At 31.7% G+C, this 25,966-nt stretch carries 21 protein-coding genes and 1 pseudogene; all 22 read right to left on the bottom strand.

The genetic code is table 11. The features are described 5' to 3' along the window. Window positions 1–2: 2 nt before the first annotated feature. The gene (gene cas10, locus AC806_RS01935) at window positions 3–2,291 is read right to left on the bottom strand and encodes a type III-A CRISPR-associated protein Cas10/Csm1 (RefSeq protein ID WP_069028646.1); all 2,289 of its coding nucleotides are present in this window, start codon (window positions 2,289–2,291) and stop codon (window positions 3–5) included. After that, window positions 2,284–3,030, bottom strand: coding sequence for a CRISPR-associated endoribonuclease Cas6 (gene cas6 / locus AC806_RS01930; protein WP_083207540.1), 747 nt, complete (start codon window positions 3,028–3,030; stop codon window positions 2,284–2,286). The genes cas10 and cas6 overlap by 8 nt, the downstream gene beginning before the upstream one ends. A gap of 296 nt (window positions 3,031–3,326) precedes the next feature. Then, window positions 3,327–3,644: a hypothetical protein gene (locus AC806_RS01925; RefSeq protein WP_069028645.1), complete on the bottom strand. Its 318-nt coding sequence runs from the start codon at window positions 3,642–3,644 to the stop codon at window positions 3,327–3,329. 1,045 nt (window positions 3,645–4,689) lie between these two features. Beyond that, on the bottom strand, window positions 4,690–5,637 hold the full coding sequence (locus tag AC806_RS01915; RefSeq protein ID WP_069028643.1) for an FRG domain-containing protein: 948 nt from the start codon (window positions 5,635–5,637) through the stop codon (window positions 4,690–4,692). Between the two features lie 262 nt (window positions 5,638–5,899). Then, complete coding sequence (locus AC806_RS01910; RefSeq protein WP_069028642.1) at window positions 5,900–7,549, bottom strand: ATP-binding protein; 1,650 nt, start codon at window positions 7,547–7,549, stop codon at window positions 5,900–5,902. Continuing rightward, window positions 7,539–8,804, bottom strand: coding sequence for an SIR2 family protein (locus tag AC806_RS01905; protein ID WP_083207539.1), 1,266 nt, complete (start codon window positions 8,802–8,804; stop codon window positions 7,539–7,541). The genes AC806_RS01910 and AC806_RS01905 overlap by 11 nt, the downstream gene beginning before the upstream one ends. A 600-nt stretch (window positions 8,805–9,404) precedes the next feature. After that, window positions 9,405–9,542: a hypothetical protein gene (locus AC806_RS11985; RefSeq protein ID WP_197492662.1), complete on the bottom strand. Its 138-nt coding sequence runs from the start codon at window positions 9,540–9,542 to the stop codon at window positions 9,405–9,407. Next, window positions 9,514–10,932: an oligosaccharide flippase family protein gene (locus AC806_RS01895; protein WP_069028641.1), complete on the bottom strand. Its 1,419-nt coding sequence runs from the start codon at window positions 10,930–10,932 to the stop codon at window positions 9,514–9,516. The genes AC806_RS11985 and AC806_RS01895 overlap by 29 nt, the downstream gene beginning before the upstream one ends. A 2-nt stretch (window positions 10,933–10,934) precedes the next feature. Next, window positions 10,935–12,101: a nucleotide sugar dehydrogenase gene (locus AC806_RS01890; RefSeq protein ID WP_069028640.1), complete on the bottom strand. Its 1,167-nt coding sequence runs from the start codon at window positions 12,099–12,101 to the stop codon at window positions 10,935–10,937. Window positions 12,102–12,225: 124 nt separating this feature from the next. After that, window positions 12,226–13,308 (bottom strand): NAD-dependent epimerase/dehydratase family protein, encoded by a 1,083-nt coding sequence (locus tag AC806_RS01885; RefSeq protein WP_069028639.1) that lies wholly within the window; start codon window positions 13,306–13,308, stop codon window positions 12,226–12,228. 193 nt (window positions 13,309–13,501) lie between these two features. Next, on the bottom strand, window positions 13,502–14,722 hold the full coding sequence (locus AC806_RS01880; protein ID WP_069028638.1) for an O-antigen ligase family protein: 1,221 nt from the start codon (window positions 14,720–14,722) through the stop codon (window positions 13,502–13,504). Between the two features lie 16 nt (window positions 14,723–14,738). Further along, window positions 14,739–15,620, bottom strand: a complete 882-nt coding sequence (locus AC806_RS01875; protein ID WP_069028637.1) for a glycosyltransferase family 2 protein — start codon at window positions 15,618–15,620, stop codon at window positions 14,739–14,741. 185 nt (window positions 15,621–15,805) lie between these two features. Further along, entirely contained in the window at window positions 15,806–17,284 is a 1,479-nt protein-coding gene (locus tag AC806_RS01870) for a nucleoside/nucleotide kinase family protein (RefSeq protein WP_069028636.1), read from the bottom strand. 28 nt (window positions 17,285–17,312) lie between these two features. Then, complete coding sequence (locus AC806_RS01865) at window positions 17,313–18,389, bottom strand: glycosyltransferase family 4 protein (RefSeq protein WP_069028635.1); 1,077 nt, start codon at window positions 18,387–18,389, stop codon at window positions 17,313–17,315. A gap of 60 nt (window positions 18,390–18,449) precedes the next feature. Beyond that, the gene (locus tag AC806_RS01860; protein WP_069028634.1) at window positions 18,450–19,088 is read right to left on the bottom strand and encodes a DEAD/DEAH box helicase family protein; all 639 of its coding nucleotides are present in this window, start codon (window positions 19,086–19,088) and stop codon (window positions 18,450–18,452) included. Between the two features lie 187 nt (window positions 19,089–19,275). Then, window positions 19,276–20,229, bottom strand: coding sequence for an NAD-dependent epimerase/dehydratase family protein (locus AC806_RS01855; RefSeq protein ID WP_069028633.1), 954 nt, complete (start codon window positions 20,227–20,229; stop codon window positions 19,276–19,278). A gap of 224 nt (window positions 20,230–20,453) precedes the next feature. After that, window positions 20,454–21,548 carry a glycosyltransferase family 4 protein gene (locus AC806_RS01850; RefSeq protein ID WP_069028632.1) on the bottom strand — a complete coding sequence of 365 codons (1,095 nt, stop codon included), beginning with the start codon at window positions 21,546–21,548 and terminating at the stop codon, window positions 20,454–20,456. Further along, on the bottom strand, window positions 21,541–22,425 hold the full coding sequence (locus AC806_RS01845; RefSeq protein WP_069028631.1) for an NAD-dependent epimerase/dehydratase family protein: 885 nt from the start codon (window positions 22,423–22,425) through the stop codon (window positions 21,541–21,543). Before AC806_RS01845 ends, AC806_RS01850 begins: the two co-directional genes overlap by 8 nt. Further along, complete coding sequence (locus tag AC806_RS01840; RefSeq protein ID WP_069028630.1) at window positions 22,422–23,027, bottom strand: sugar transferase; 606 nt, start codon at window positions 23,025–23,027, stop codon at window positions 22,422–22,424. Before AC806_RS01840 ends, AC806_RS01845 begins: the two co-directional genes overlap by 4 nt. Window positions 23,028–23,042: 15 nt before the next feature. Further along, window positions 23,043–24,860: a nucleoside-diphosphate sugar epimerase/dehydratase gene (locus AC806_RS01835; RefSeq protein ID WP_069028629.1), complete on the bottom strand. Its 1,818-nt coding sequence runs from the start codon at window positions 24,858–24,860 to the stop codon at window positions 23,043–23,045. A 12-nt stretch (window positions 24,861–24,872) separates the two neighbouring features. After that, window positions 24,873–25,304 (bottom strand): annotated as a pseudogene (locus tag AC806_RS11820) (CpsB/CapC family capsule biosynthesis tyrosine phosphatase); the annotation flags it as partial. Between the two features lie 26 nt (window positions 25,305–25,330). Beyond that, complete coding sequence (locus AC806_RS11815; protein WP_038025554.1) at window positions 25,331–25,954, bottom strand: sugar transferase; 624 nt, start codon at window positions 25,952–25,954, stop codon at window positions 25,331–25,333. Between the last annotated feature and the right edge of the window lie 12 nt (window positions 25,955–25,966).

Below are 25,966 nucleotides of genomic sequence, written 5' to 3'. Positions count from 1 at the left end.
GATCAATCCTTTCTTATTTCATAAACATAAAGAAGTAGAGCTAACTCAGTTTGTCTAATTTGCTCACTATCTTCAAACCAATCATGCATTTTTTGCTTAAATATACGAAAATTTTCTTTATTTCTAGCTGTATCTTCCAATCTAGCTAAGTAATAGGCTAAACGAGCAAAAGTAATACGATCTGTTTCATCTCTTTCGCGAATCAAAGAAAGCAATTTATAAATAAAAGATTTTCCTCGTTCGTTTTCTTGTGCAAAAAAGTCACGGATAATCGGTAATTTCCCATAATAAATCTCTTGAATAAATGTACCATATCCAAAAGTAAAATAATCAGAAAAACAAGCAATGCTATCCTTACCAGAGTCCTTAGCTACATCTTCTAACTCCCCTGTTTGCCTTGCCATAATATTGATAGGTGTTTTATCCGCAAATAAACCAATACCTGTTGAAAGAGTCAATTTTCCATTCGTCCAACGAATAAAGTATTCACGTAACTGAACAGAAAATTCTATAATATCATCCCAAGCACCAATGATAAAAACATCATCACCACCGGCATAAACAATTGTCAGATGCTTTTCTTCAGCAAATTGATTAATATAACATTTAAAAAAGATACTCATATTCCTTGAAAATGTCGCTGTTCTACTAAAAGTATTATAACGACCCCCGTCTTGTTCAGAAAAACCAGCCATAAAACCAAAGCCTAAATCATCGACATCACAACGCAATACTGCTGTACGTTTGATTCCTATAGAAGCCCCAGCCCCTTGTTGTGTCCATTCTCGTTGGGCATAATGGCTAAATTCATTCCTATCTAAGTCACTATAATCGGCCACCCAAAGGTGAGTTGCTTGGTCTAACCCGGTATATAATTGGTTCTTTGCATAAACTTTTCCTGAAAAATGATGATTCTCTATGTTTTTTCTTGACGTTTGGTGCAAAAAAGCATTGGGTCCTATTGGCAAGCTATATTGCGTGTCTTGATCATTTATTTCAAAAAAATCATCTTCTTGAATATTACGAGAAAAGTGTTCTAAACGATAGCAAAGTTCACACTTGTCTTGTCCATCGTCTTCTACTAATTGACTAGTGTTATGACAAATGGCACATTCTCTGCCACTTCTTTTTCCTCCTTGATTTAAGCTTTTGATTTCATCAGCAGAATAGCGGTGTAATTTCTTTTGACTAATTTGATTACTTACACGATGAAAAATAGCTTGATAGTCTTTAGGGCTATTTCCTTCCATTATCTCATTAGCACAAAAAGCTGTATGACCAAAAATCACGTATAATTGTGTACCAAAATTCTTTAAAAAGAACTGGTTAAAACCGCTCTCTATTTTCTCTATTTCATTAAGCATCTCTTTTGTGTTTGGTAAGAACAGATAAGCATGGCCACCTCCACTATAGAGTAAATTCGCCCTAGTTAATGAACAATTTTCTAATAGGTCATCTATAAGCCATTCACTAATCATGTCTAAATAAAATGACCTGCTTCGTAGTTGTTTATGTGCACCTTTACTTGTAATAGTATAAATAAAATCCTGAATTCCTGATATATCAAAACTAACCAATAAAAAAGCTTTTTCTTTGTAAAAACTGCGAGAATTCTCAAATAATTCTTGCTTGAAATTTAAACGACTCTGATCCGTTAAATACTGAAAAGTTGCTTGACTAAAACCAGCGGTCATTTTTAAATGATCATATAAAGAAATATCCACAGCTTCTTGCATATTTGTAGAACTAGGAATAAAACTTGCAGTAGCCTCAAGTAAATTCAATGTGCTTTGCATATAGTTTCCCGTAAATTCTATTCTTGTAAAAGCTTCTTTAATTTTTTGTAAAATGCCAGCGTACTCTCCACTAGTAAACTCTTGGTAATTTTCACTAGGAAAAATATTATTTACATCCAAATCAAGTATTCTCGGCTGAATAAAACGCTTTGTTGGTTTTGAGCCAAACTTACTAAAAATATCTTCCAAATTCATTTGACTGTTCCATTTACGTTTGACTTCCTCATTATGTTCTCTTCGATCTAAACCGCTAGCAATATTATCAGCTATGTAAGTAATGTATGCTTGATTTTGATCCTCAATATTTGCATTAGAAAGTTCTTTATAATGATGAAATTTAATTTGATCTAAGATATTCTTACTAGATAAATAATCTTTCATAAATTTAGCACCAATTTCCGTATGACGCTTTTTTTCTTGTGTTGCACGTTGAACAATTTTTCCAATATCATGCAACAATGACCCATAAAATAAATCAACCGATTGTTTATCCATGGCTTTCTCCTTTCAACTGTAAAGCACCCATTCCCATTCCAGTTTTGATCCCAACTCCAGAATATTCGCCAAATTTTAACAGCATCTCCAAGAAGTTCATTAAAGTTTGATTTCCTCGACAACGAATCCGTATTGTACCTTTAAAACCTGGAATAAATGATTGATGGACTTTATAGTAACTCGACATAATGTGATAGCTAACAATCTGTGTACTTTCACATAATCTCTCAAGCATTTCTGGATCTACTTTTTCATCACGTTCAAAAGTATAGCTATATTTTCTCATTAAACTTTGATAGAATAACCTCAAATCAGGGAAGAAAACATAGTCTCCACCAGACTTAAAAGCTATCGGTGTTATAAAAGAAATGTCAAAAGTATTTCGTGCGCTCTCACGATAAAAAATATCTGCCAAATCCTTCTCCGATAAATCACTTATCTCTCTATTATGAATAGGAAAAATCTTTTGACGACTAGCTTCTAAAGTAATCACCGTTAGTTTGCTAGATAATAAAATAGGCGAGAAGATTTCTATAACCTCTGCGTTTAATAAGGACACAACGAATTGTAGTCTATCATGACGCCGCTCCACGTAAATTGCAAAAGGATTTGTCTTCATAGAGTGAAGCTCATCTACCAGTTCAGGTTGCAACTGTTGCATGAGCCATCCATGAAAATAAGTTCCCAAATGATTTTCTACTTTTCCTTCAACTGAGCAATTTAATTTAATCTGTTGCACATGATCATCCTTTTTATATAAGTAGTTATGTATTAACTATACTAACAAATAAGGTGATTGTCTATAATTTATAGCTTAATTATTGCTTATTTATAAAATATATTCACGAAGAAGTTATACTTTATTATTTTCTATGAAATCAAACTGTTAGATTCATTTATAATCGGTTGCTGGAAAAAATAAACGAAAACTTTTAGGATTGCTAGAAAATTCTGACTTATTACCTCAAAACTGTAATCTGTATAGCATTTGTTTAAGAAAATTATTTAAAGAAAATGACAAACAAAAACTCGACTTTACCTCTTTATAGATAAAGTCGAGTGATTAATAGATAGAATAAATTCAAATTTCTTTACTCTTAAATGTTCAAGCTGGTAAAAAGGTGTTGATTTGTATTCCCCCGACACACAATTATATTCGACCAGTCTCATTTCCCAATAATGATACAAAAATTTTGCAGCGGTAACTTCTGTTCCTAATTCAACCAGCTTTGCCGTATCTCGATAAATAATAAATGTATAGGTTTTTCCTTTTTCATAAGAAATAATGGCATAAATCTCTTCATCAAAGTTAACACTTGTTCCTATACTAATTTCTGTATAAAATTCATCCATCGCCCGGTTGATAAAACACTAATACTAATTAAATTAGGGTTAAACCTTAGTAACTTCTTTTGCTCATCTATTTTACACTTGGCATTTAGCTCCGTATTAGAGCTAATTTTTTCCATTTACTCCGCTCCTAATATATTTAATTACTTCTAATAATAGAATAAATGGCCGCAAAAGAAAGCGTTTTACAATTCTTTTATGTAAGATTGAAGAAAAATTTTTGCTATGCACTAGTACCTGTAATCAAAATTACTTATAAGGTTTTTTAGGCTTGTCGAAGTAATCAAAAATATGGAAAAATAAGTAGAAAACTGTACCGATTAACGCATATAGACTATATATAAAAAAGGGAATAAACACAGCTTTTGTTACTACATTATCAAAAACTTTAACTGATTCAACTATGTATGATACAACATAAAGCATCGAAAAACGTTGGACAAACATAAGAACTAAATTATGGACTCTTGTCTGTTTGTTAAGAGCACGTATAGGAACCATTCCGCCATAATTTAAACATTCCCTAATCATTAACCCTATCGTAAATACTGCTGATATCAGGAGAAACATCTTTTAATTCATCTTCTTTCTAAGGTGCAATACAAGTACAACGTTACCAATTTTATATTTTTACGTTTACAGACATTTCTAACTGAAAAATCATTCAATTTTTTCTAATCTATATTCCACTAATAATTTGACAGAGAGTAAGATTTTGGGGCCTTTAAAAAATTATCATGAGCTGCATCCCCCCAATTCGTGCATCATAGATATCTTCTAATGAGGATAGCATCGTGTTGAATATTGCATTTCAATAAAGCCAGCTGTGCGGAAAAATAAACCACTCATTGCGTAAAATAGAACCAGTAAGTGCGGAGTAAAGAGCCACTTAAATAAAATACCTTTATTAGAATAGAATTTCTGTATAATGAAACTATGCCTAACAGCATAATAATTATATAGAAAGTCATTTTTTATGATTCAATATCGAAAAATTTTTTTATATAGAGCTGTTTCTCCCTTCTTTTAAATTCTTCACTTAGCTATTTTAAAAACATCTATTGTTTAATAAATTTCTTAATCCTTCCAACTTGGAATCAATTTCACTAGCCTTCTTTTCAGGAAACAATTTATCGTAAGCTATGTAATTCCCAAAAGCACCTCCCGTAGAAACATTATTTTCTAGTACGCTTTTTATCTGATCTTTTTCAGAAACACATATAGAAAACTTTTGTATTACATCTTCTTTGTCAATGCCCTCAATATCACATCGTTTCTTTATCTGTGCATCTAAACTTTCTTTACCAGGAACATAGATAAATTTGCCACTTTGAGGCGCCATTCTAGCTATTAAAGGATCTTTTATTATTGTTTCCATTTTATCTTCCCAATCAGCAGATAAATATGGCGACCTAAAACCACGAAATGGCATTGGTTTCTCCATTTCTGATAAACTTGTTATACCGGGACCTACCCTTAACGGGGGTATGTTTTCAACTATTTTTTGATCCTTTTTTCCATAAACATTATCTTCACAAAATGACATTGACACTTTATACTGAATATCAAATAATTCCATAAATTTTTTTACATTTAGTGCGTAAATAGCAGCGTCTGTTTTTTGTTCCTTCACGATCCAATCATGGCAAGCAAATTGCGCTGCAACCATTGGATAACTGGTCCAATCAAGTAACGGGGAGGGAAATCCTCTATGCTGTAAAAAAGCAAAACCAAAATTTTCATAGTCTGTAAGAATAAAATCATCTGTATCTAATCCGTTAATGCATTTTCGTATCTTTTCATAGTATTGTCTAAGTTCCATTTCATTTACAACTGAGTTTCTCTGAAAGCTTGTTGTCAAATCATATGAACACTTTGACACACCTCTATACCATATAAATTGCTCTTTACCATCTTCATTTTCTTTAGTTGAACCAAACCAGTTCTCATTTATACGTCGTGTCCATTCACTAAACCGCTTTTCTAAACTAATCATCTAAAACCCACCTTTTTTTTAATTATAATTTTTAAAATACACCACCCATCTTTTTACAACAATTACCTTTTCTTAAAAAGTCTTCCTGACCAACCTATTGAGTAAATATTATTACTAGTTTAATAGTAGCTATACTATTATACAACTAAAAATAAACAATATACTAATGCATAAAGAAACATGAAGGCTATATGATAACATACGTTTTTTATCTATCTTTGCTCCTCCTTTAGCTTTTGATTTGAAGCAGTATTTAAGCTTTTTATAGACTAGGTGTTTCGTTTTCGTGTATTCTACCACTTTTAACAACTTTTAAATTAAGGTCTTGAAGTAAATTTATACTAGTTAATATTGCTTCACCCTTATCAAGTTTTTTTATTTGTCCTAAAGAGTTTGCTTTTAAATGATTTTGTATAGTCCTTATCTCTTCTACATGCGTTAAGCGGTGAATTAACAACGTTCCAATCTGTCCTAATAAAGTGTCCGGTACGTCTTGCGGATTCTGAGTAGTTAAGAATAAAAAGATTCCTTTTTTACGTCCTTCTCTAGCAATTGAAGTCAATCCTGTGTAATAATCACTTTCGGAATTAATTGCTTTTGTATATCTGTGTACTTCATCAACAAAAAAAACAAACGGGCTAATTTCATCCCTTTGCTTATTAATTAAGTAATTACTAATTAAGTCAATAATTACACCACCAATAGCATCATCAGTTCCAATTGCAGAAGTGTCAATATATAAAGCAGAATTTGGCTTCTGCAAGAATGCATCCAATTGTTGCAATAAGTTTTTCTTTGAACCATCGTTATTAAAAAAATTTATTAAGCTCGTATTGGCAAGTTTATATTGAACCTTTTGAACGAGCCACTGATTGCTATTAAAATTAAAGTCATTCTGTTGGTAGATTGTATTTTTACCATTTTTACCTATTTTGTTTGTTTCTGCAGCTATTTGTTTAGGTAGATCATTTAATTCAAAATCTTTATTATCATCTCCTACACTTGCCATGTCTTTCTTAACATTTGTAACTAATTGATTTTCTTTTTCATAAATTCCTACTTTCTTATTTTTCTTTTGATACCTTAAGCTTTTTATTGCATCAGCAAGGACAGCCGGCTGTGTAGCATCGTTTGTCTCAAACAACATTGCCCACTGTTGATTTGAAACTTCCCCAACAGGTAATACAGTGTCAGTTCCTAATCTAAGTTTACAAACCTCTCCCTCCAAATCTTCTTGAGTTGATTCAGTAAATGAATTACTATATTCTCCAGTTGGATCAACTATCAATACCTTTTTCTGGTCCCTTACCAATTTATCTAAAATAGACAAAGCTGATGTTGATTTACCACTATTTGTCGTGCCAACTGCCATAATATGTCGATCGAAAAGTGTACTTGGTTTCAAATAAATCGATTGGTTTTCTAACTTTGAAAAGTTTGCAAACGAAGAAAGTGGTGATTCAGAAATATTACTATTATATTTTATTTCGATAGAGTTTAAATACATTTCAATTACTCTTTCATTAGCAATATACACTTTATCTGTTATCCCCACTGTATGGAAACCAGCAAGTTCAAAGGTGTTTCCATTTGATTTCATAACTCCTATTACATCAATACTTAATTCTGGATACACATCTTCGGTTACGCCATTATTCATTGAATCATGAACACTCTCCGAAGCTGCTACCTTAGATTGATAAACCTCTCCGATAAATAATCCTTGAATAGAATCAACAATAACAAAATAGTTAATTGTATTCGGAATAAGCGTCTCTGATTTTATTTTTCTATGAGATAACCATGACAAATTTTCCACTTGAACCACGCTATTCTCTCGATAAACTTGAGAAACCATACCTAAATAAAAGTTACTTTTATCAATTTTGTCGTAAAAATTATCAATAAACATTTTGTTCACCTACGTAATCAATTAGATCATCATTTAATGTTGCTTTCAAAAAGGTAACTTGAAAATGGTTCTTCATTAATTCATAAAGTTCTTTCCAATTATTATGTCCATGCGATATATTACGGTCACTCACTAAAACATTTAGTCCTGGATTATGCTTTATTGCCTGTGTAATCATAGTAGCAATATGATTATCGGCAAAACTAAAACCTGCGGTAATAAGTAGAGTGTTGGGTCTTCTTAAAAATTCTTGAAATTTAGTAAAAAGTTCAAAATAAGGCTCCTCATAACTTTGAACATATTTATTAGAACTAGGGAATACCATAATAGGGTTATTAACAGAATCTTTTTGTTTTCTTCTTATCTTTTGCTCACTTTCAGAACGCTCCCACGTCAATGATCCGTGGATCTTTAGTAAATTGATTACATTTTCTTTATATTCAAGTTGTGTAGTTTTAACATTTGAAACATCTCTAACCAATTTCCAGTCAAACATGTTGCTATCAAAATATGGATGATATGAGAAACTAAAGCCATCAATCACGGTCATTTCTAAACTTTCTGCTGCTTCCTCAAAAAGAGTATCATAGTTAGTCGTTACAACAGTTAGTTTATTTTCTTTTTCTAATTTACTGGATAAGATTTTTAAAAGAGCACCATGGTTCATTTTTTTTGTATCAAAATTATAACTGGTTTGTTTTTTTATAATTTCCAAGATTTTTTCTACTGTCTTCAGATACTTATCTTTTTCTTTGTCATCATCATCAAGATATTGCTCATAAGTTAATACTTTTGATAAAAAATCTTCAAGATTAAACTCTTCATTAAATTTACTTTCTTTTTTCACAGGAATTCGATAATTACACATATCTGATAACTGTTGAATAGTAAAAAAACTTTCAGAATTTACGTCAGCTTTAGAATCTGATTCTTCTATATTTAAATCACCTAATTCTTGTGCAATACTTTTAGCAATCATACCAACAGTTTTTCCGTAATTTTTATCAATGCCGCTTTCATTTGCTACAACAGAAGCTCCAGCACCAGCTAAAACAACAATATTATCAAATGAACGGTTAATAAATTTTGAGACTTCATTCTGTATCTTCATTTTAAAATCTTTCTCAGCAAATTTCTCCCCTATGTCCGAAGCTGTTAATTCAGCTCCATTCTCATAAAAACCCTTACTATCTTTTGAAAGTATTATGTTCGGTGCTACAAAATACTTTATCAACTCATTTTCCTCTAGAACCATATATTTCACTCTTTCATAATCACTCGTTTTTCTTTTAAGTTTTCATTTTTTCTCTAAAGCTATTTCACTAATTTTATAAATTAAGTTTTTATATTTATTCACTTTATTTGGTTCGCATCAAAAAATTTCACTAATAGCTTTGTTTTTAATTCTTTAACTAATTTTATATATAAAATTAGTTAAAGCCCTGGTAAAGCGCCTCATTCTTATAATACTCTTCCTTCTCAACTTACACCTTAATTTTTCTTCCTCATTAATTTATTACTAAACCATTCAACGATTCTTTACTATAAACAATTAACATGCTTTATCATACCAAACAACAAACCTATTCACACCATCTTGTATAGTTATTTCTGGTTTAAAATCAATATCTCTATATAGATCATCGACGTTTGCATGAGTTTCTGAAACGTCCCCAGGCTGTAAATGTAAGCCCATGTAATTCTTTTTAGCAACTTTTCCTAATTTATTTTCAATCGCTTCAACAAATTCCGTTAAGCGGACAGGACTATTATTGCCAATATTATATATTTTATATGGCGCGGTTGATGAACTAGGATCCGGGTTAGCGCTTGATCATTCTGAATTAGGAGAAGCTTATTTTTTCACTAACCGACTAATAGCTTCTACAATATCATCAACATAAGCAAAATCGCGCATCATTTTTCCTTTATCAACTTGTCTAAGAGCGCTTCTCTTTATCTGATTACTTTCTTCTACCTTTAAGATATTCAACTAAAGGATTCACCTTAAATAAACTCGTCAACCCAAAATAAATCGGCACAGCAATTACTACTTGAAACAAGTTCGTAACCATAGAAGCGTTCATCCCCCTCGTTAAAAATCGCGTAAATAAACACATAACAACGCCTGAAACTATATAAACAGCGATTCTACGTAGATCAAACTTAAATTCAGTATTCTTAGTAAAAGATCTTGCTCTAACAAAAGTAACAAAAAATTCCGCTGTTAACATGGAAATTACAACTCCCCAAAATCCAATTGTTGGCAATAAAGCTAGATTAGCTATAATATTAATGATTGCGCCTAAAATTACTGATTTATTATACTCACCAATTTTTCCAATTGGCATTAAATACTGCCTTGAAATAGAGATTCCCAAAGATTTAATAACAACCAGTATGGAAAAAAAAGGAATAACTTGTTCTATAAATAGAAACTTACTACCAAAAAACCAAGGCACTAATTTATCAAACACTGTTAACATACCAAACATAATTGGAATTGAAAAAAATAATTGAATGTGAATAGTAGTACCCATAACTTGTACAATTCGATTTGTATTATTCTTAGCAAAAAGCCCGCTCATATGTGGCAACAGTACAACATCAAGTGTCGTAATAATTGTGACAAATACATCATTCAATTGTAAGGAGTTAGCGTAATAGCCTACTGCTGCACTACCGATTATCCATCCCAAAAGTGTCTTGTTTAAATTGGTGTAAAGTAAAATTGCCACTTGTGGAATAAAAAAAGTAATAGAACCTCTAAAACGAGAAAGACTCCTCTTTAACGATACAAATTCGAATTTGATATATCTTTTTAAAAAAATCCAAACAATAGCTTGTGACAGGAACATTCCTGTTGTTTGAATAAAAGTATACAATAATGTGTCACTTTCATCGTTGACAAATAATATAATCAAAATAAAAGTCATTACTTGCACAAAAAGATTGCTCATACTTGTTTTTTTAAAATCTTCGATTCCCATGAAAAACCAGGATATGTCGAATAAAACAGCAATAATTGTTAATGATTGTGCAAGATAGTAAACCTTATTATCAAAAAATAAAAAAACAATAAAAAAGTACATCAGTAAACAAAACACTGTTGATAGAGCCTTAAAAGTAAATAGCTCCCAAAAAGTTTGAGATATATCTCCTTTTTTATTCCACGCTAATGCTATTTCTCGATTCCCATATAACATGACCCCTAACCCAGCAAAAAGCACAAAATACTGAGCAATAGAACGAGTATAATTATATAAACCTATACCTTCGGGGCCGAGAGCATTAGACACTATCGGAATAGTCACAATAGGAATGATTATTTTAGTTAGTTGAAATATTGTTTGGTAAAAAAAGTTCTTCGCTATATTTTTCATTTTTAATTCTTCCCAAAAATATCCCTCGTGTAAACTTTATCTCTTACATCTGTCAATTCTTCTTCCATTCGGTTAGACACAATCACCTCTGATACTGCCTTAAATTCATCAAAGTCTTTCACAACTCTTGAATTAAAGAATTCATCTGTATCCAACGATGGTTCAAAAACCACAACTTCAATGCCTTTAGCTTTAATACGTTTCATGATCCCTTGAATTGCTGATTGACGGAAATTATCCGAATTAGTTTTCATTGTTAATCGGTAAATTCCTACAACCTCAGGATCTTTGGAAATAATTTGATCAGCAACAAAATCTTTTCTTGTACAATTTGCATCTACTATCGCCGTCATAATATTTTGTGGTACTTCTGTATAGTTTGCTAACAATTGCTTCGTATCTTTTGGTAAGCAATAACCGCCATAACCAAATGAAGGATTATTATAATGGCTTCCAATACGGTGGTCCAGACTAACCCCTTCGATAATTTCTTTGGTATCCAAACCTCTTGATTCAGCATAAGTATCCAACTCATTAAAATAAGCTACACGCATCGCAAGATAAGTATTTGAAAATAGTTTGATTGCCTCCGCTTCAGTCGGATGGGTAAGCAAAACATTTACGTCTTCTTTAAATACGTTTTCTTTAAACATTTGGGCTATTTCTCGGCCACGGTTTGAATCTTCGCCTACAATAATACGTGAAGGATACAAATTATCATATAAAGCCTTCCCTTCTCGTAAAAATTCCGGTGAAAATATAATATTATCCGTACCAAACTTTGCTTTTGCATCTAAAGTGTAGCCGACAGGTACAGTCGACTTGATAATAAATGTAGCATCAGGTCGAATTACTAATGCTTTTGCGATCACATCTTCTACTGTTGATGTATTAAAGTAGTTTTGCTTTTCATCATAATCTGTTGGCGTAGCAATAATTAAGTAATCAGCATATTTTACCGCATCCTCAAAATCACTTGTAAATTCAATATTTAGATCATCGCGTTTTAAAAATTCGTGTACTTCCTGATCTTCTAATGGTGACTGCTTTTGTTGAAGCATTTGAACCTTTTCTTCAACAATATCGTATGCTTTTACTTCTTCATTTTGACTAAGTAATAATACATTTGCTAAACCAACATAACCTAGTCCAAAAACTGAAACTTTCATTACATTTCCTCCTCAACTAAAGTTACCAATACCAAAAATTTCTAACCACATAACACAAATTTTAGAAAATTAAATGTATTGACAAACTTCATTAAAGTTACTTTTTTCGCTACAACAACCTAAATCAACATTTATAAAAACTCTTATACCATTCTGCAAAACTACGTAGCCCCTCGCGCAGAGAAGTAGAAGGTTTAAATCCAAAATCACGTTCTAATGGTGCTGTATCCGCAAAAGTTACTGGAACATCTCCCGGCTGCATTGGCACTAATTCTTTATGACTTTCGAAATCATAGTCTTTTGATAATACTCCTGCGCGAACTAATTCTTGTTGTAAAATATCTACAAATTCTAAAAGATTTTCAGGATTACTGTTTCCAATGTTATAAATTTTATACGGTGGAACTGGTAAACCATCCCTTCCCATTTTTCTTTCTGGGGGGCATATCATAACTCGTGTGAGTCCTTCAACGATATCATCGATATAGGTGAAGTCTCGTTTAGAGTTACCATAATTAAAAATCTTTATATTTTCATTATTTCGAAGCTTATCGGTAAACCCGAAGTAGGCCATATCAGGACGACCAGCCGGACCGTATACTGTAAAAAAGCGAAGTCCAGTTGATGGAATATTGTATAGTTTACTATAAGCATGGGCCATTAATTCATTAGACTTTTTAGTAGCCGCATATAAAGAAACTGGATTATCTACCTTATCTTCAGTTGAATATGGAATCTTTTTATTCGATCCATATACAGAAGAAGACGAAGCATACACAAGGTGTTTTACACCAATTGCACCGTTGTTATATGAATGACGACAAGCTTCCAAAACATTGTAAAAGCCAATTAGATTACTATTAACATATGTGTCTGGATTAGTGATAGAATATCGAACACCTGCTTGAGCGGCTAGGTTCACTACAATATCTGGTTGATACTCTTCAAAAATTTGGTCAACCAATTTTTGATCTGAAATAGAACCCTCAATAAACGTCCATTTAACATGTTTTTTGTTCTCAGCTATTTTTTCTACTTCATTTAGTCGGAATCTCTTAATATTTACATCGTAATAATCACTCATATTATCGATACCAATAACTTGAATTGCATCATTTTGTTTAATCAATTCCATTACAAGATTAGCTCCAATAAAGCCAGCTGCTCCAGTTACAAATACCTTATTTTTTTCTATTGTTAAAGACAAGTTAACCTTCCTCTTTCATAAATATTTAAAAATATATATTCTATTGAACAAATAAATAGTATCTAACCTGTAAAGGTCCTTCCATAATAACGTTTGAAATCATTTTCTCTTATAAAGATATAGCATGTCCCGTACTGATAATAAGAGAAATTAACAGAAATTTATTATTGCTTTTGTTACTAATTGTTTTATATTAAGTAATTTCATTTCTACTGTTTTTCGAGTAATCCGAAGTCACCATACCCATAAATAACCATAGCAACATTATCCGCCAAACTTCAGCTGACACCATTGCTCGTGTTAAAGAAATACACAGGAGCAATAGTATCAAGATAAATTTATCTCTATTAACTATCCTAATTACTGAAAAAGATCTTATTACCCCGTTAGCAACGTACCCCAATAGTGGTATAGCCAATAATAGCCCGCCATCAAATAAAAATTGAAGTATAATATTATGAGGGAACGGATAACCAGTGTAACTTTGAAATGTGGCCATACCATGCCCATATAACGGCGACTCTTTAAAGCCTTGAATTGCACTTTGCCATATATCTAAACGTCCCTGTAGTAAACTACCAGTACTAGATAGAAAAGAAGTTTTATCAATAAACGCAATGTTAATATTATTAGAATGAAAAAAAGTAGAAACCTTCAAAAGAACACTATTTATATCTACAAGAAGCAAAAAAATTATAATAAAAAAGCATAAAGTTATCGAAATTGTTCTTTTTATCGTACGCCACTTAATATTTCCAGAGAACATAAATCCAGCAAACAAAACTACCATTAATGCGACTAATGCCCCCCTATAACTCATTGCTACAAACATTATTGTAATTAAAGCTAGTACTACATATAGTAATTTCTCAAATATATTACTTTCCTTCCTATAAAAGAAAAAGTGAAGCATTCCTGCGCCTATTATTGGTACAATTGCATACGAAACATTCATTTTAATTGCATCATATTCTTGCCCCATATTTGATTTTGCAAATAAATCATTAGCTACAGGTATTGATAAAATTATCATCCACATACAATAACTAAGAACTTTCTTAAAGTCAGGCTGTAATACCCCACCACAAATTAAAGGAACTAAGCACATTCCCAAAAAATCCGCAATAAATAAATCGCTTTTCCCATTAGTAAGGGAAACAGTAAGTAAAAATGCAACAATTATTATTCCCAGAAGAGCCGGATACTTAATATTTACAATTACATTCGGTCTATAAATAAAAGAAATAACAGATAGTATAATAACTATTCCTATTATTAAAATTAAATATCCCTCTTCTGAACTATTTATATATAAACCTAAAATTGTATTTAGATATTGTGCACCAATCAATATTGCTATAGCCATGCTTCCAAATAATTGACTGTATGAATCTTTTTTATTTTTTCTAATCATATGTTGAAATCTTCCTTTACGTTTTGGACGAACTTTTATAATCGTCGACTAGGTTCTTAAAAGTTTTTATTGGATTACCACATTTACAAAAATAGTAGACGGTTTTAATTATATTTTTTTCTTTCAAATATTCTCTAAGAATGCCTCTATAGTGAAAAAAATATAGCTCTTTTTTTTCACGATCCTTTAATCGCTTAATATACGGACCCATTTTTTTTAGATAATATAGGCGATTTTCTTCAAATTTTTTTGGGTCTTTTTCAGATGTTCTTTCATAAATATATCGATCAACACATACCTCAGGAACTACTGCTATTTTATAATGGTAAGCTAGACGATCGAAAAATTCCCAATCTTGATGCCTACGGAAGGTTTCATCAAACCCTCCCAGGTCTAGTACTAACCTTTTTTTAAACAAAAATTCACTTGTTTGTGCATGGACTTTTCTTAAAATAGCCTCTCTAAAAATATCTCCTTCTTTATTGCTCATTAGTTTCTTTTGCATTCCATTTTTATGATGAATCAACATCCCTGTATAGCATAGTGCATACTCTGAACCTTTTTTTTCCATCATTACAACTTGTTTTTCAATTTTATTTTTCCTAAATACATCATCGTCATCGAGTAAAGCAACGTATTCCCCTTTAGAAGACATTATTCCAGTATTTCTAGCTTGAGATCCATTTAAGTTAACTTTATGAGCAATATATTTAATATCATTATCTATTTTTTTTATAATTTTTTCTGTTTCAACTTGATTTACAGTTCCTAATCCATTGTCATCAACAACTATCATCTCAATATTTTTATATGTTTGGTCTTGAACACTTTTTATTGCTCTTTCAATTACTTCCAAACCATTATAAGTTGTAATAATTACCGATACTAAAGGACCCATTCTAGCACCTCTTTACTTAAATTTATTATCCTTGCTTGGAAAAGAAGCTAATTTTAATGAAAAACTTTTTTGTCTCAGTACCGGTTTTTGATATTTATAATAATTGCACTTCATAGCCTGTAATCCTTATAGTACTGTACTTTCTACATTTTGATAGTCCATAAATAATCAAATAAAAAGCTCTTTTAAATTACCTTCCATATTTCATTCATCACATTTCTTAATGATTCTGTTAGATTGACTGACGTATCAATTATTACCGAATTTTCCGATGGTTTCATTTTTATTACTGCTGCTTTCTTATTTTCAATTTCTTCTACTGACATTTCTGGTTTTCTTTGAGTAGCTATTTGTGTAGGAACCAATAATTTTAAAGTCAAATCTGGGGGATTTAAGTAAGCAGATCTATATATATAAAATTCCTTCACCGCTTTCTTATAAAGAATTCCCGAGCCATTTTTGATATATTTTGAAAGTAAGGGACCATCGTTGTATCCATCAACCTCAATTTGTGGATAACGATCTAACAGTATAATCATCCCGTTATTTCTTGCTTTAGTAACTTTTTTTAATTTTTTCTTTTTCTCTTTGGCTAAAGTATCTGCCCACATTATCTTAGCCATGGAATAAAGACGTCCCTTTAATGAAACATCATTTTTATTGTTCTGTGAATATTCTTTTGCAACTGAGTGTCCTAACCCTTTACCTCCAACTTTTTTTGCAATCATTTTCATTGGCTTTCTGAGTAATGAACTACTACCATCTCCACTACCGAGATAGATTATTTTTACATCTAATTTTTTTCCAAGCTCTTTTTTTACATATCTAATGGTCGTAGTTTTCCCGGCCCCGTCACTACCTAAAAAAGCTACAGCAGCCCCCCCAGCTGGAGACAGTCTTCTATTAGGCTTATTAGTATCTAGACCTGTTCGCCGTGATACAGCTCCAAATAACCAGAACAATTCTCTTTTACTTCTCAACCACCAGGAATGTACTTTAGAATAGCCTGTAAAAACATTTAACTCTTTCCTCAAAATATTTTTTAAAGGGATTAGTTGATTCTTATTCGACAATTCTAATGTTGTTAATTTAAGTATTTCTTTCTTTGCCACATCACTTAAAAACTGGTCTAACCGTATTATTAATTTATCGTTGTTAATCTTTTCTTTAAGCCATAGCAATTCTTTTACATCGTCTTTTCCTAAAGATCTGTTAAAATCTCTCCATCGTAATTTCAAAGAATTTCTTACCATAAACATTATATATTCATCTTCAAAACTTGAAGTATAAATTCCCTCAGGGTTCCAAATCTTATCCTCAATTATTTTTGGTCCCCAAGTAGTAATAGTATATCCCTTTAAATGTTTCTCTCCTAGAGTCATTCTATAATGAGTATGTAAATGCCAAATTTTAGCTGTTTTTTCATCAAACCCAATATAATCTTCAATAGCATTATATTGCGTTAAAGGCGTAGCACGAAATCTTTTTAAACCACATTCACTAAGAACTCTATCAATTAGTACTCTCTGTTCTGGGAGAAACAAAACATCTAAATCAGTATCTCCATTTAATGCAGGCCTTATATGTTCATTACTTTTCCAATGACAGTATTGAATATTATTTTTTTCTAACTCGTCTAGCATTTTTTTTACAGATACTAACATAATTATCTCCTTGTATAGAAATTGCTTTTTAAATTAATTTTTTATAAACTTCCATATATCTATTATGCATTTTAACTAAAGAAAATTCTTCATTCACAGAGTTTTTTATTTCATCAGAAATAATTTTAAACTCTTCCTCTTCAAGCCTTTCAATATATTTTATTTTTTCTACCCATCTGTCTTTTTCAAAAGGTAACGTGTTAACATATTTTGAGTAGTTAGCAATTTCTTGATGTGATGGTATTGTAGAAATAACTGGAATTAATCCGACTCTCATAGCCTCAAGTACAGAAACGGGTAACCCTTCTACATAAGATGCAGAAACGTATATTGAAGCTGAACTAAGTTTATCAAAAACTTCATCTCTAGATACTAAGCCTAAGAACTTTACTCTATCGTCAACTCCATATTTTTTAGCCAATTTCCTAATTTTTTTATTATCGTCCTCTAAACCTATAAGAGTTAAAGTATATTCAGGAAGTTCTTTCATTAAAGAAACTAAAAACTCATGATTTTTTAAGGGTATAATCCGTCCCACACAAATCATTTTTTTTGAGTTTTTAATCCTTTTTTTGTTTTTTAATATTACATCTATTCTTTCAGTATCAACGCCATTTCTTATACTTAAAAACTTTTCTTTTTTTAACTTCTTTACCATCGATGAGTACTCTTTATAAGCTGAGTTACTTACACAATTAGCGTAATTAGCCCATATTGAGCACAAGCAGCTAGATAATTTATATATCAAATTCCTTTTGCTATAAGTACTATGTATTGTATATAAAGTATGACTTCTAACATTCATACCAATAGTAGCCCATAAGAAAATTAATGCCGATTTTTGATGATGCATATGGTAAATTATCGAATTCTCTTTATTTAGATTTTGAATCTTCTTAACCACATCTCTAATCCTTTTTTTATCTTTACCGACTAAATAAACATCTATATTTTCTGGAATATCAACATTTGCTGGAAAATGAGTATCGCACACAATCAGTATTTGCCGGATATTATAATTATGGATACTTCGATATATTACAAATTCGTTTACAGGCATGCTTGTTGCAGAAACTGAGTTCACTATAGAAACAACGCATAACATACTATATCACTCCATGACAGCTTATTAATCTTTAAATCTTCATTATCAGAATATTATTTACTATACTTCTTTAAAGCTTCTATCAGTTGTTTTTTGGTAACCTAATTTTTGCATCACATTAATTGTTTTCTCCATAGCCTCTCTTCCATTTATAATTTCTTCCTTATTGTTATAATCCAGTCTATTATTATCTTTTCTCTTATTCGAACGAAAGATTAACTCTAAATCATCGGCGTCTGTTAAATAGACAGTCTGAGGTAGTGTTTTATCTTCAAGTAAATATTTATAGTTAAAATTACTTGATGAACTATAATATATAGACCATATTCCTTGAAATAGTCCTTGGTCCCATAAATATATCGCTTTTCCAGAAGAGTATTTCTTATATTGATAAATAATTAGGTACCAATTTGTTAAAACAGAGTATAAATTTTTATATGAATTTTGTTTTGAAGAAATTATTATCTTTGTATCTTTTAAAAAAAGGCTAGGAAATCTCAGAAATAATAAAAAAGCATACATTATTTTTTTGAATTGTCTCCATAAATTATTCTTAGGTAAAATACCATTAACATTAATAGTATTAGAATTTTCATCCATTAATTGTCTAACGAAAGTAGTTTTTCCAGAAGCAGGCATCCCAGTTATTTCAACACAATTTTGTTTACTAAAATATTTTGAAGAGTCTAAAATATACATCAAAAAGCACCTTTCCAACAATTCTGGTACATCAAATTTAACAACTACTATTTCATAAATAATTTTTAAGGTAGAATAATATAATTAAAATTTCAAAAGCTAATACACATACCCCATTTTTTAAAACGGAGTAACTTTTTGATTCTAATTAAGTAAAGTGACTTTTACGTAGCTAAAAAACTATTTCTTATTTTCTCTCATGAAAACTTCTAACTAATTTATTTAACCCTTCATTTACCGTGTAAGTTGCATCAAAACCTAAAGAAGTTAATTTTTCTTTTGACGCAACCGACTGACGAATGTCTCCCTTACGTACAGACTTTTGTACAATTGGTAACTCTATACTATAAATTCCGGATAAAATTTTTATAATTTGATTTAATGAAGTCACCGTTCCCGTACCTACATTGTAAACTTCACCCAAAGACTTAGAAGAAATTGCTATAGAATTAAGAGCGTTCAAGACATCATCTACAAAAATAAAATCACGCGTTTGTTTTCCATCACCAAAAAGCGTAAAATACGTTTTTTCTCCATCTCTGAGCTTTTGAAATTTATCCGTTAATATAGAAACAACACCTGAATAAGGTGAACTTGGATTTTGGTTAGGCCCGTACACATTGAAAAAACGTACTGCAGAAGTTGGAACACCATATAAATTATAAAAATTTAAAACGGTTCTTTCTCCCGCGTATTTATCCACCGCATATTGCGAAAGTGGCTTAACTGGTGTACTCTCACTTTTGAAGGGTAAATCAATATCTCCATATACTGCTGATGAAGATGAGAATATAAAGCGTTTCAAACCTGGTTGATATTTTTTACATAAATTCAATAAATAAAGAACACTGTCATAATTTACTTTATGTGTTTCTAGTGGTCTTTCTATTGAATCAGCAACACTTGCAACAGCAGCAAGGTGAAATATATAATCAAACGTTTCTGCTTTGATGATTGACGACAATAAGTTTTTATCCATAACTGACCCTTCAAAGAATTTTACTTTATCAGTTTCTCGAATATTACATTTTTTTCCCATGGACAAATCATCTATAATAGTTACATGATTACCTTCAGTAACTAAACGATTAACCAAATTTGAGCCGATGAAACCAGCCCCGCCAGTAACTAAATAATTCATTCTTCTCTCCTTAAATAATCTGGATACTTTTTCTTAACTCATATTCTCTTACCATATTACCTACATAGCTAAGCATTAATATTCTTCTATAATATGACTTATACCGTTAATATTTTTCTAATATCTTGAAGATATTTTAATTTTAACTATTGAGTTATCTTGGTCTTTAACTATAGAAAACCAATCCTACATTTCAATATTTCAAATTTTTTATTCCAACGAATTCAACTTATTTTTGATTGGATTTCATTCATATATGCGTTAACAACAATATTTCTATCAAATTCGTTAACTGTTTTTTCTCTTCCAGCTAAGCCCATCGCTTTTCTCTCTTCAAATTTTAAATTCAAGAAATGTTCAATTTTCTCAATTAAGTCTTGACTATCTTTTTGAGCGAAGATATAACCAGTAACTTTATCATCAACAGTTTCTTTACATCCACTTCTATTAGTTGTAATTATAGGTCTTCCTGAAGAGGCACTTTCCAAAAGAACATTCGACATGCCTTCTGGATAGTAAGACGGATGTACAGTACAATTCATGTTTTTCAGAACTGTTCGAATATCCCTAACCATACCATGATATTTTATATAATCTTTTTTATTTAGTTCTCCGCTTCGTTCTTTATATTCGTTTTCTAAAAAACCACATATGTGAAATTCTGTATTAGGAAACTCTTTATGAATAACTTCAGCAGCACTTAAAAATTCTTCTATCCCTTTTTCTTTCATTACTCTAGAAATAAATACAAATCTCTGAATACTAGAAGTTGGATAATCGAGATAATCAAAATATTGAGTATTAACACCAGAACCCGGTAACAAGACCCTCTTTCCTTTAAGTAATTTATTGTTTTCAAAAAAGCGCATGTTTTCTTTATTTTGAAACATGATAGTACTAACTTTTCTAATAGCATATTTGTAAACTTTTATTAGTAGTTTTTTTGTTACCCCTTCTCTTTCTAGGGGAGTACCTAAGCCCGTAATATTAATTATATAAGGAATATCTCGTTTTGCTGCTTCCATCCCAGCATATAGATTAGGTTTAATCGTAAAAGTGAGAATTATATTGGGTTCATATTCATCGATCACTCTTCCATATTCTCTTTTTAATTTTAGTTCTTCAAAAATATTTTTCCCATGTCTCTTAAGAGAACTGTCAAAAATTTTACATCCAATATTTTCAAAGTAATCCAATTCTTCGCCATATGGACAACAAATTGCTACATCGTAATGTTCTTCTACTAACTTCTCTATAATTTCTCTACGTAGAGTAAAAACATAAGTTGGGTGGTTTGCAATCAAAAGTACTCTAGTCATTGATAATTTTCATCCCTTCCGAAACTGCTATACTATCTTTGAAGCCATAATTATTATATTCAAATTTCACCCCACCATATTCACTATTTGGTGATCCTATCAAATCCTCATCATAAACTAGTATCCCGAAAATTTTAGAAAAGACAGTAATATTTTTAACTAATAATTGAGGGATAATTCCCCCTATACTAATCAAACGCATGCTTGTATTATGGACACTAGCAATTTCATAAACTAATTGTGATGTATTTATGTGTTGACTATTTTTAGGATGAAAAGTCCCAGAAAGTTGATTATCAATAATTATTTTTAAAAACTGATGTAAATTAAGTACAAATAGCATACTTCTCTGATTATTAATTTCAGGAAAAATGTTAATTTTTTTTGCTAATGTAGAAAGACGCGAATAATTACCTGAAGCATTAGGTCCATAAACCATCGGGGGCCTTAAAATGGAAACAAGAAATTGTCTATCTTCAAGTTTTCTAATTTCTTTTTCTGCTTCTAATTTTGATTTTCCATACGAAGTTTTAGGTAACAATCTTGTTTCTTTGTTAATGACTCCTTGATTCATTCCAAACACCGACATTGTACTAAAAAAAACAAATTGTTTTACTCCTTCATTTTTTGCTTTTTTTGCAGTTTCAACGGCTAAATCACGATTTACTCTATAGTAGATATCATCTTCTTGGCCTTTTTTATGAACAATCGCTGCTAAATGAATCAAACAATCATAGATTGAAAAATCTTGTTTTTTCCAATCAGGATCTTTTAAGTCGATTGTATCGATCTTATAATCAACATTATTTGCTTTCACCCAATTGATAAAAGTCTGCCCAATATAGCTGTTCTTCCCTGTAATTAAAATCCGTTTCATTCATCATCAGCCTTTTTCTTTGTCCCTGTTCCGCCTTCTATAACCCCGTCACTTTTAACAATGGAAAGTATAGTTCCCAAAAAACACTTAAGGTCCATCATAAAACTAATATTCCTAGTGTACTTACCATCTATTTGTGCTTTTACAGGTATTTCTAACTCATCGCGTCCACTAATTTGTGCTAATCCAGGTTGAGCTTCATTTACGCCATATTTATCTCTTTCAGCGATCAAATCATATTGGTTCCATAAAGCAGGTCGAGGACCAATAACCGCCATGTCTCCTTTTAAGATATTAAATAATTGAGGGAGCTCATCTAAACTCGTCTTACGCAAAAACTTACCTACTTTGGTAATAAAAACATCTGGATTATTTAATAAGTGTGTTGGCATTTCTTTAGGTGTTTCACTTTTCATCGTACGAAATTTATAAATATTAAAATACTTTTTATTTTTCCCGACACGCTTTTGTTTAAAAATTATGGGGCCTTTGGAATCAATTTTAATTGCCAAACAAATAATTAATAAAATAGGAGAAAGAATAATAATTCCAAGTAAAGAAAGAAGAAAACCTAAAACTCTTTTTATATACTTTTCATACATGGTTTTACTCCTTTCCTATCTATTTGAACTATTGGCGAAATTAACGACTTCATTTGCTAACTGCTCATCATTATCTGGTAAATAATCAACAAACTCTAAGACCTCGTCTAAAGAATATCCATTCACATTTCCTACAAAAATCTGATCATGCACTTGTTCTTCGCTACGCTCTTTGTCTAATAACAATTCTTCGTATAGTTTTTCTCCCGGACGTATACCTGTTTCTACGATTTCTATATTATCTTCGGAATAACCACTAAGTCGCACCATATTTTTGGCTAGATCCAAAATTTTCACTGGTTCATGCATATCAAGAACGAATACTTCGCCACCATTTGCCAAAGCGCCAGATTGAATGACTAACCGGCTCGCCTCAGGTATCGTCATAAAGTAACGCGTCATACGAAAATCTGTTACAGTCAAAGGTCCACCATTAGCCAACTGCTCACGGAACAACGGGATGACGCTCCCACGTGAACCTAAGACATTGCCAAAACGTACGGCCGAAAATTTCGTTGTTCCTTTTTCATTCATTCCGGTAACAATCATTTCAGCGATTCGCTTAGTTGCACCCATTACATTCGGTGGATTGTTGGCTTTATCCGTAGAGACCATAACAAATTGTTCCACTGCGTGAGCTTTCGCTGCTTCAGCGACATTTTTTGTACCATAAACGTTATTTTTAACGGCTTCTTTTGGATTAAATTCCATCAAGGGAACATGTTTATGAGCTGCCGCATGATAGACAATATCTGGTTGGTATTTACCTATAACTTCAAAAATCTTCTCACGATTTTGTACATCGGCAATAATTGGTACAAGCTCTGTTGTCCTTTCTTTGCAGCGGGTGCTCAGTTCTCGATGAATTAAGTAAATCGAATTTTCCCCATGTCCTAGTAATATTAATTGGCGTGGATTAAATTGAATGACTTGCCGCGTAATTTCAGAACCAATCGATCCCCCTGCTCCAGTTACTAGGATCGTTTTATCAGTAATTTGATCTTTGATCGAAGTCACATCTAGCTTGGCTTCATCACGACCTAATAGATCTACCACATCAATTTCTTTTAACTTGGAGATGTTAATCTTACCTGCAGCTATCTCTTCCATCGATGGCATGGTATTTACGGTTACTTGATTATTTTCAAGCAAGTCAAAAATTTCCCGTAACTTTTTCCTTGGGATTGAAGGAATGGCAATTGTTACCATATCCACATTGTACTTTTGTACTAATTGAGGGATATTTTCGACTTTCCCTAGCACTTTTACATTGGATAGATAAACCTTTTGCTTATTAGGATCATCGTCCACAAACCCTACCACATGGATGTCACTTGAGGTTTTAGATCCAAGCAAAGAATTATATAAAACTCGTCCGCCTTCTCCAGCTCCTACAATCAGTGTTCGTTTTGCTGGCTGATCTTTAGCTGTATGCATATTCCTACGTTCGACAAATAAGCGCCAAGCTAAACGGCTTAAAATGATAAAAAAAGCGGACAATATGTAGGTAAATAAAATCAGTCGTTTGCTGAACGCTTCGCTAAAGCTTAGTAAGTAAATTGCATTACCAAGCGCTGTTCCCGTAGTAGCTAATAGGATTGCTAAAATTTCCCTTAAATTGGTATAGCGATTAATCCGTGTAAACACACGAAAAACATAACCAAAAATTAAATACAAGATCATACTCGAAATTATTAAACGACTGATAAGAGGGATAGGGATCGGAATAAATGGATTTAAAAATAAATAACCTGCGATTGTGGCACACGCAATAAGTGTTAAATCAACCACAATTAAAATCGCGATTTTCCTTTTTCGTGTTAAGGCAAACACACCAACATCTCCTCAAAACAAACCAAACTTTTTCTTTTTCACTTTTTCTGGAGAAGGATAACTCACCTCATCTCCATTAATTACATCTTTAGCTACTTGTTGCATTAACTCCGCTTTTTCATTTTCTATTCGCTCATAAGCTTCTTGCAGATGAAACCTGCGCTTATTCACTCCGTGCGCATCCGAAGCTACCATCTGAACCAAGTTATGATCTACCATTTCTTGCGCTGTTTTTTGAATGGATTTGCCAAAGGTTCCCACTAAACTGGGTGCCGTTAACTGGGCCAGACAACCCATTTCTAGATAAGAGAGCAAGCGATTGGGATCTTCCCTGAATTTGGCATTACGTTCCGGATGGACAATCACAGGGACCTTACCTTGTGTTCTTAATTCAAAAAAGAGCTCCTCTGTGTATGCTGGAATATCCATTGTAGGTAACTCAATTGAACCAACTAATAATACTTTTTTCATTAGCGTGCCCCATCCCCTGTTAACACAATTTTTATAGTTTTAATAAAAATATCACTGTCAATTCTTAAGCCAACATTTCTTATATAATACAGATCTAACTTCAATTTTTCCTCGGGCGTAATATCGTAGCCTCCATTAATCTGCGCCCAACCAGTCAAGCCAGGTTTTACCTTCATTCGCTTTGGAAAATCTGGGATTTCAGAAGTAAATTCTTCTACAAATTGTTTCCTTTCTGGTCTAGGCCCAATAAGAGCCATGTTTCCTAAAATGATATTCAGTAGTTGAGGTAACTCATCAATACGATTTTTCCGTATAATATTACCTACTTTAGTCACTCTAGGATCATTTTTTTGAGCCCATTGTATTCCACTTTTTTCAGAATCCTTGTACATAGAACGTAATTTAAATAAAGAAAACTCTCTCCCTAATAGTCCCATTCTTTTTTGTACATAAAAAGGATTCCCCGGACTTTCAATCATAATACAAATGATAGCTATCAAAGTCAGTGGAGAAGTAACAATTAACAACACCAACGCAAATATAAATTCAGAAATACGTTTAAATTTAAAATAATATTTTCTATTTTTACTAGCCTTACTTGTCGTATATTTAGGTTCATCCATTTATTATACACC

The organism is Tetragenococcus halophilus (assembly GCF_001712815.1).
Classification (GTDB): domain Bacteria; phylum Bacillota; class Bacilli; order Lactobacillales; family Enterococcaceae; genus Tetragenococcus; species Tetragenococcus halophilus.
Note: the sequence above shows the minus strand (reverse complement) of the source record. Positions and strands in the feature narration are given on the sequence as shown.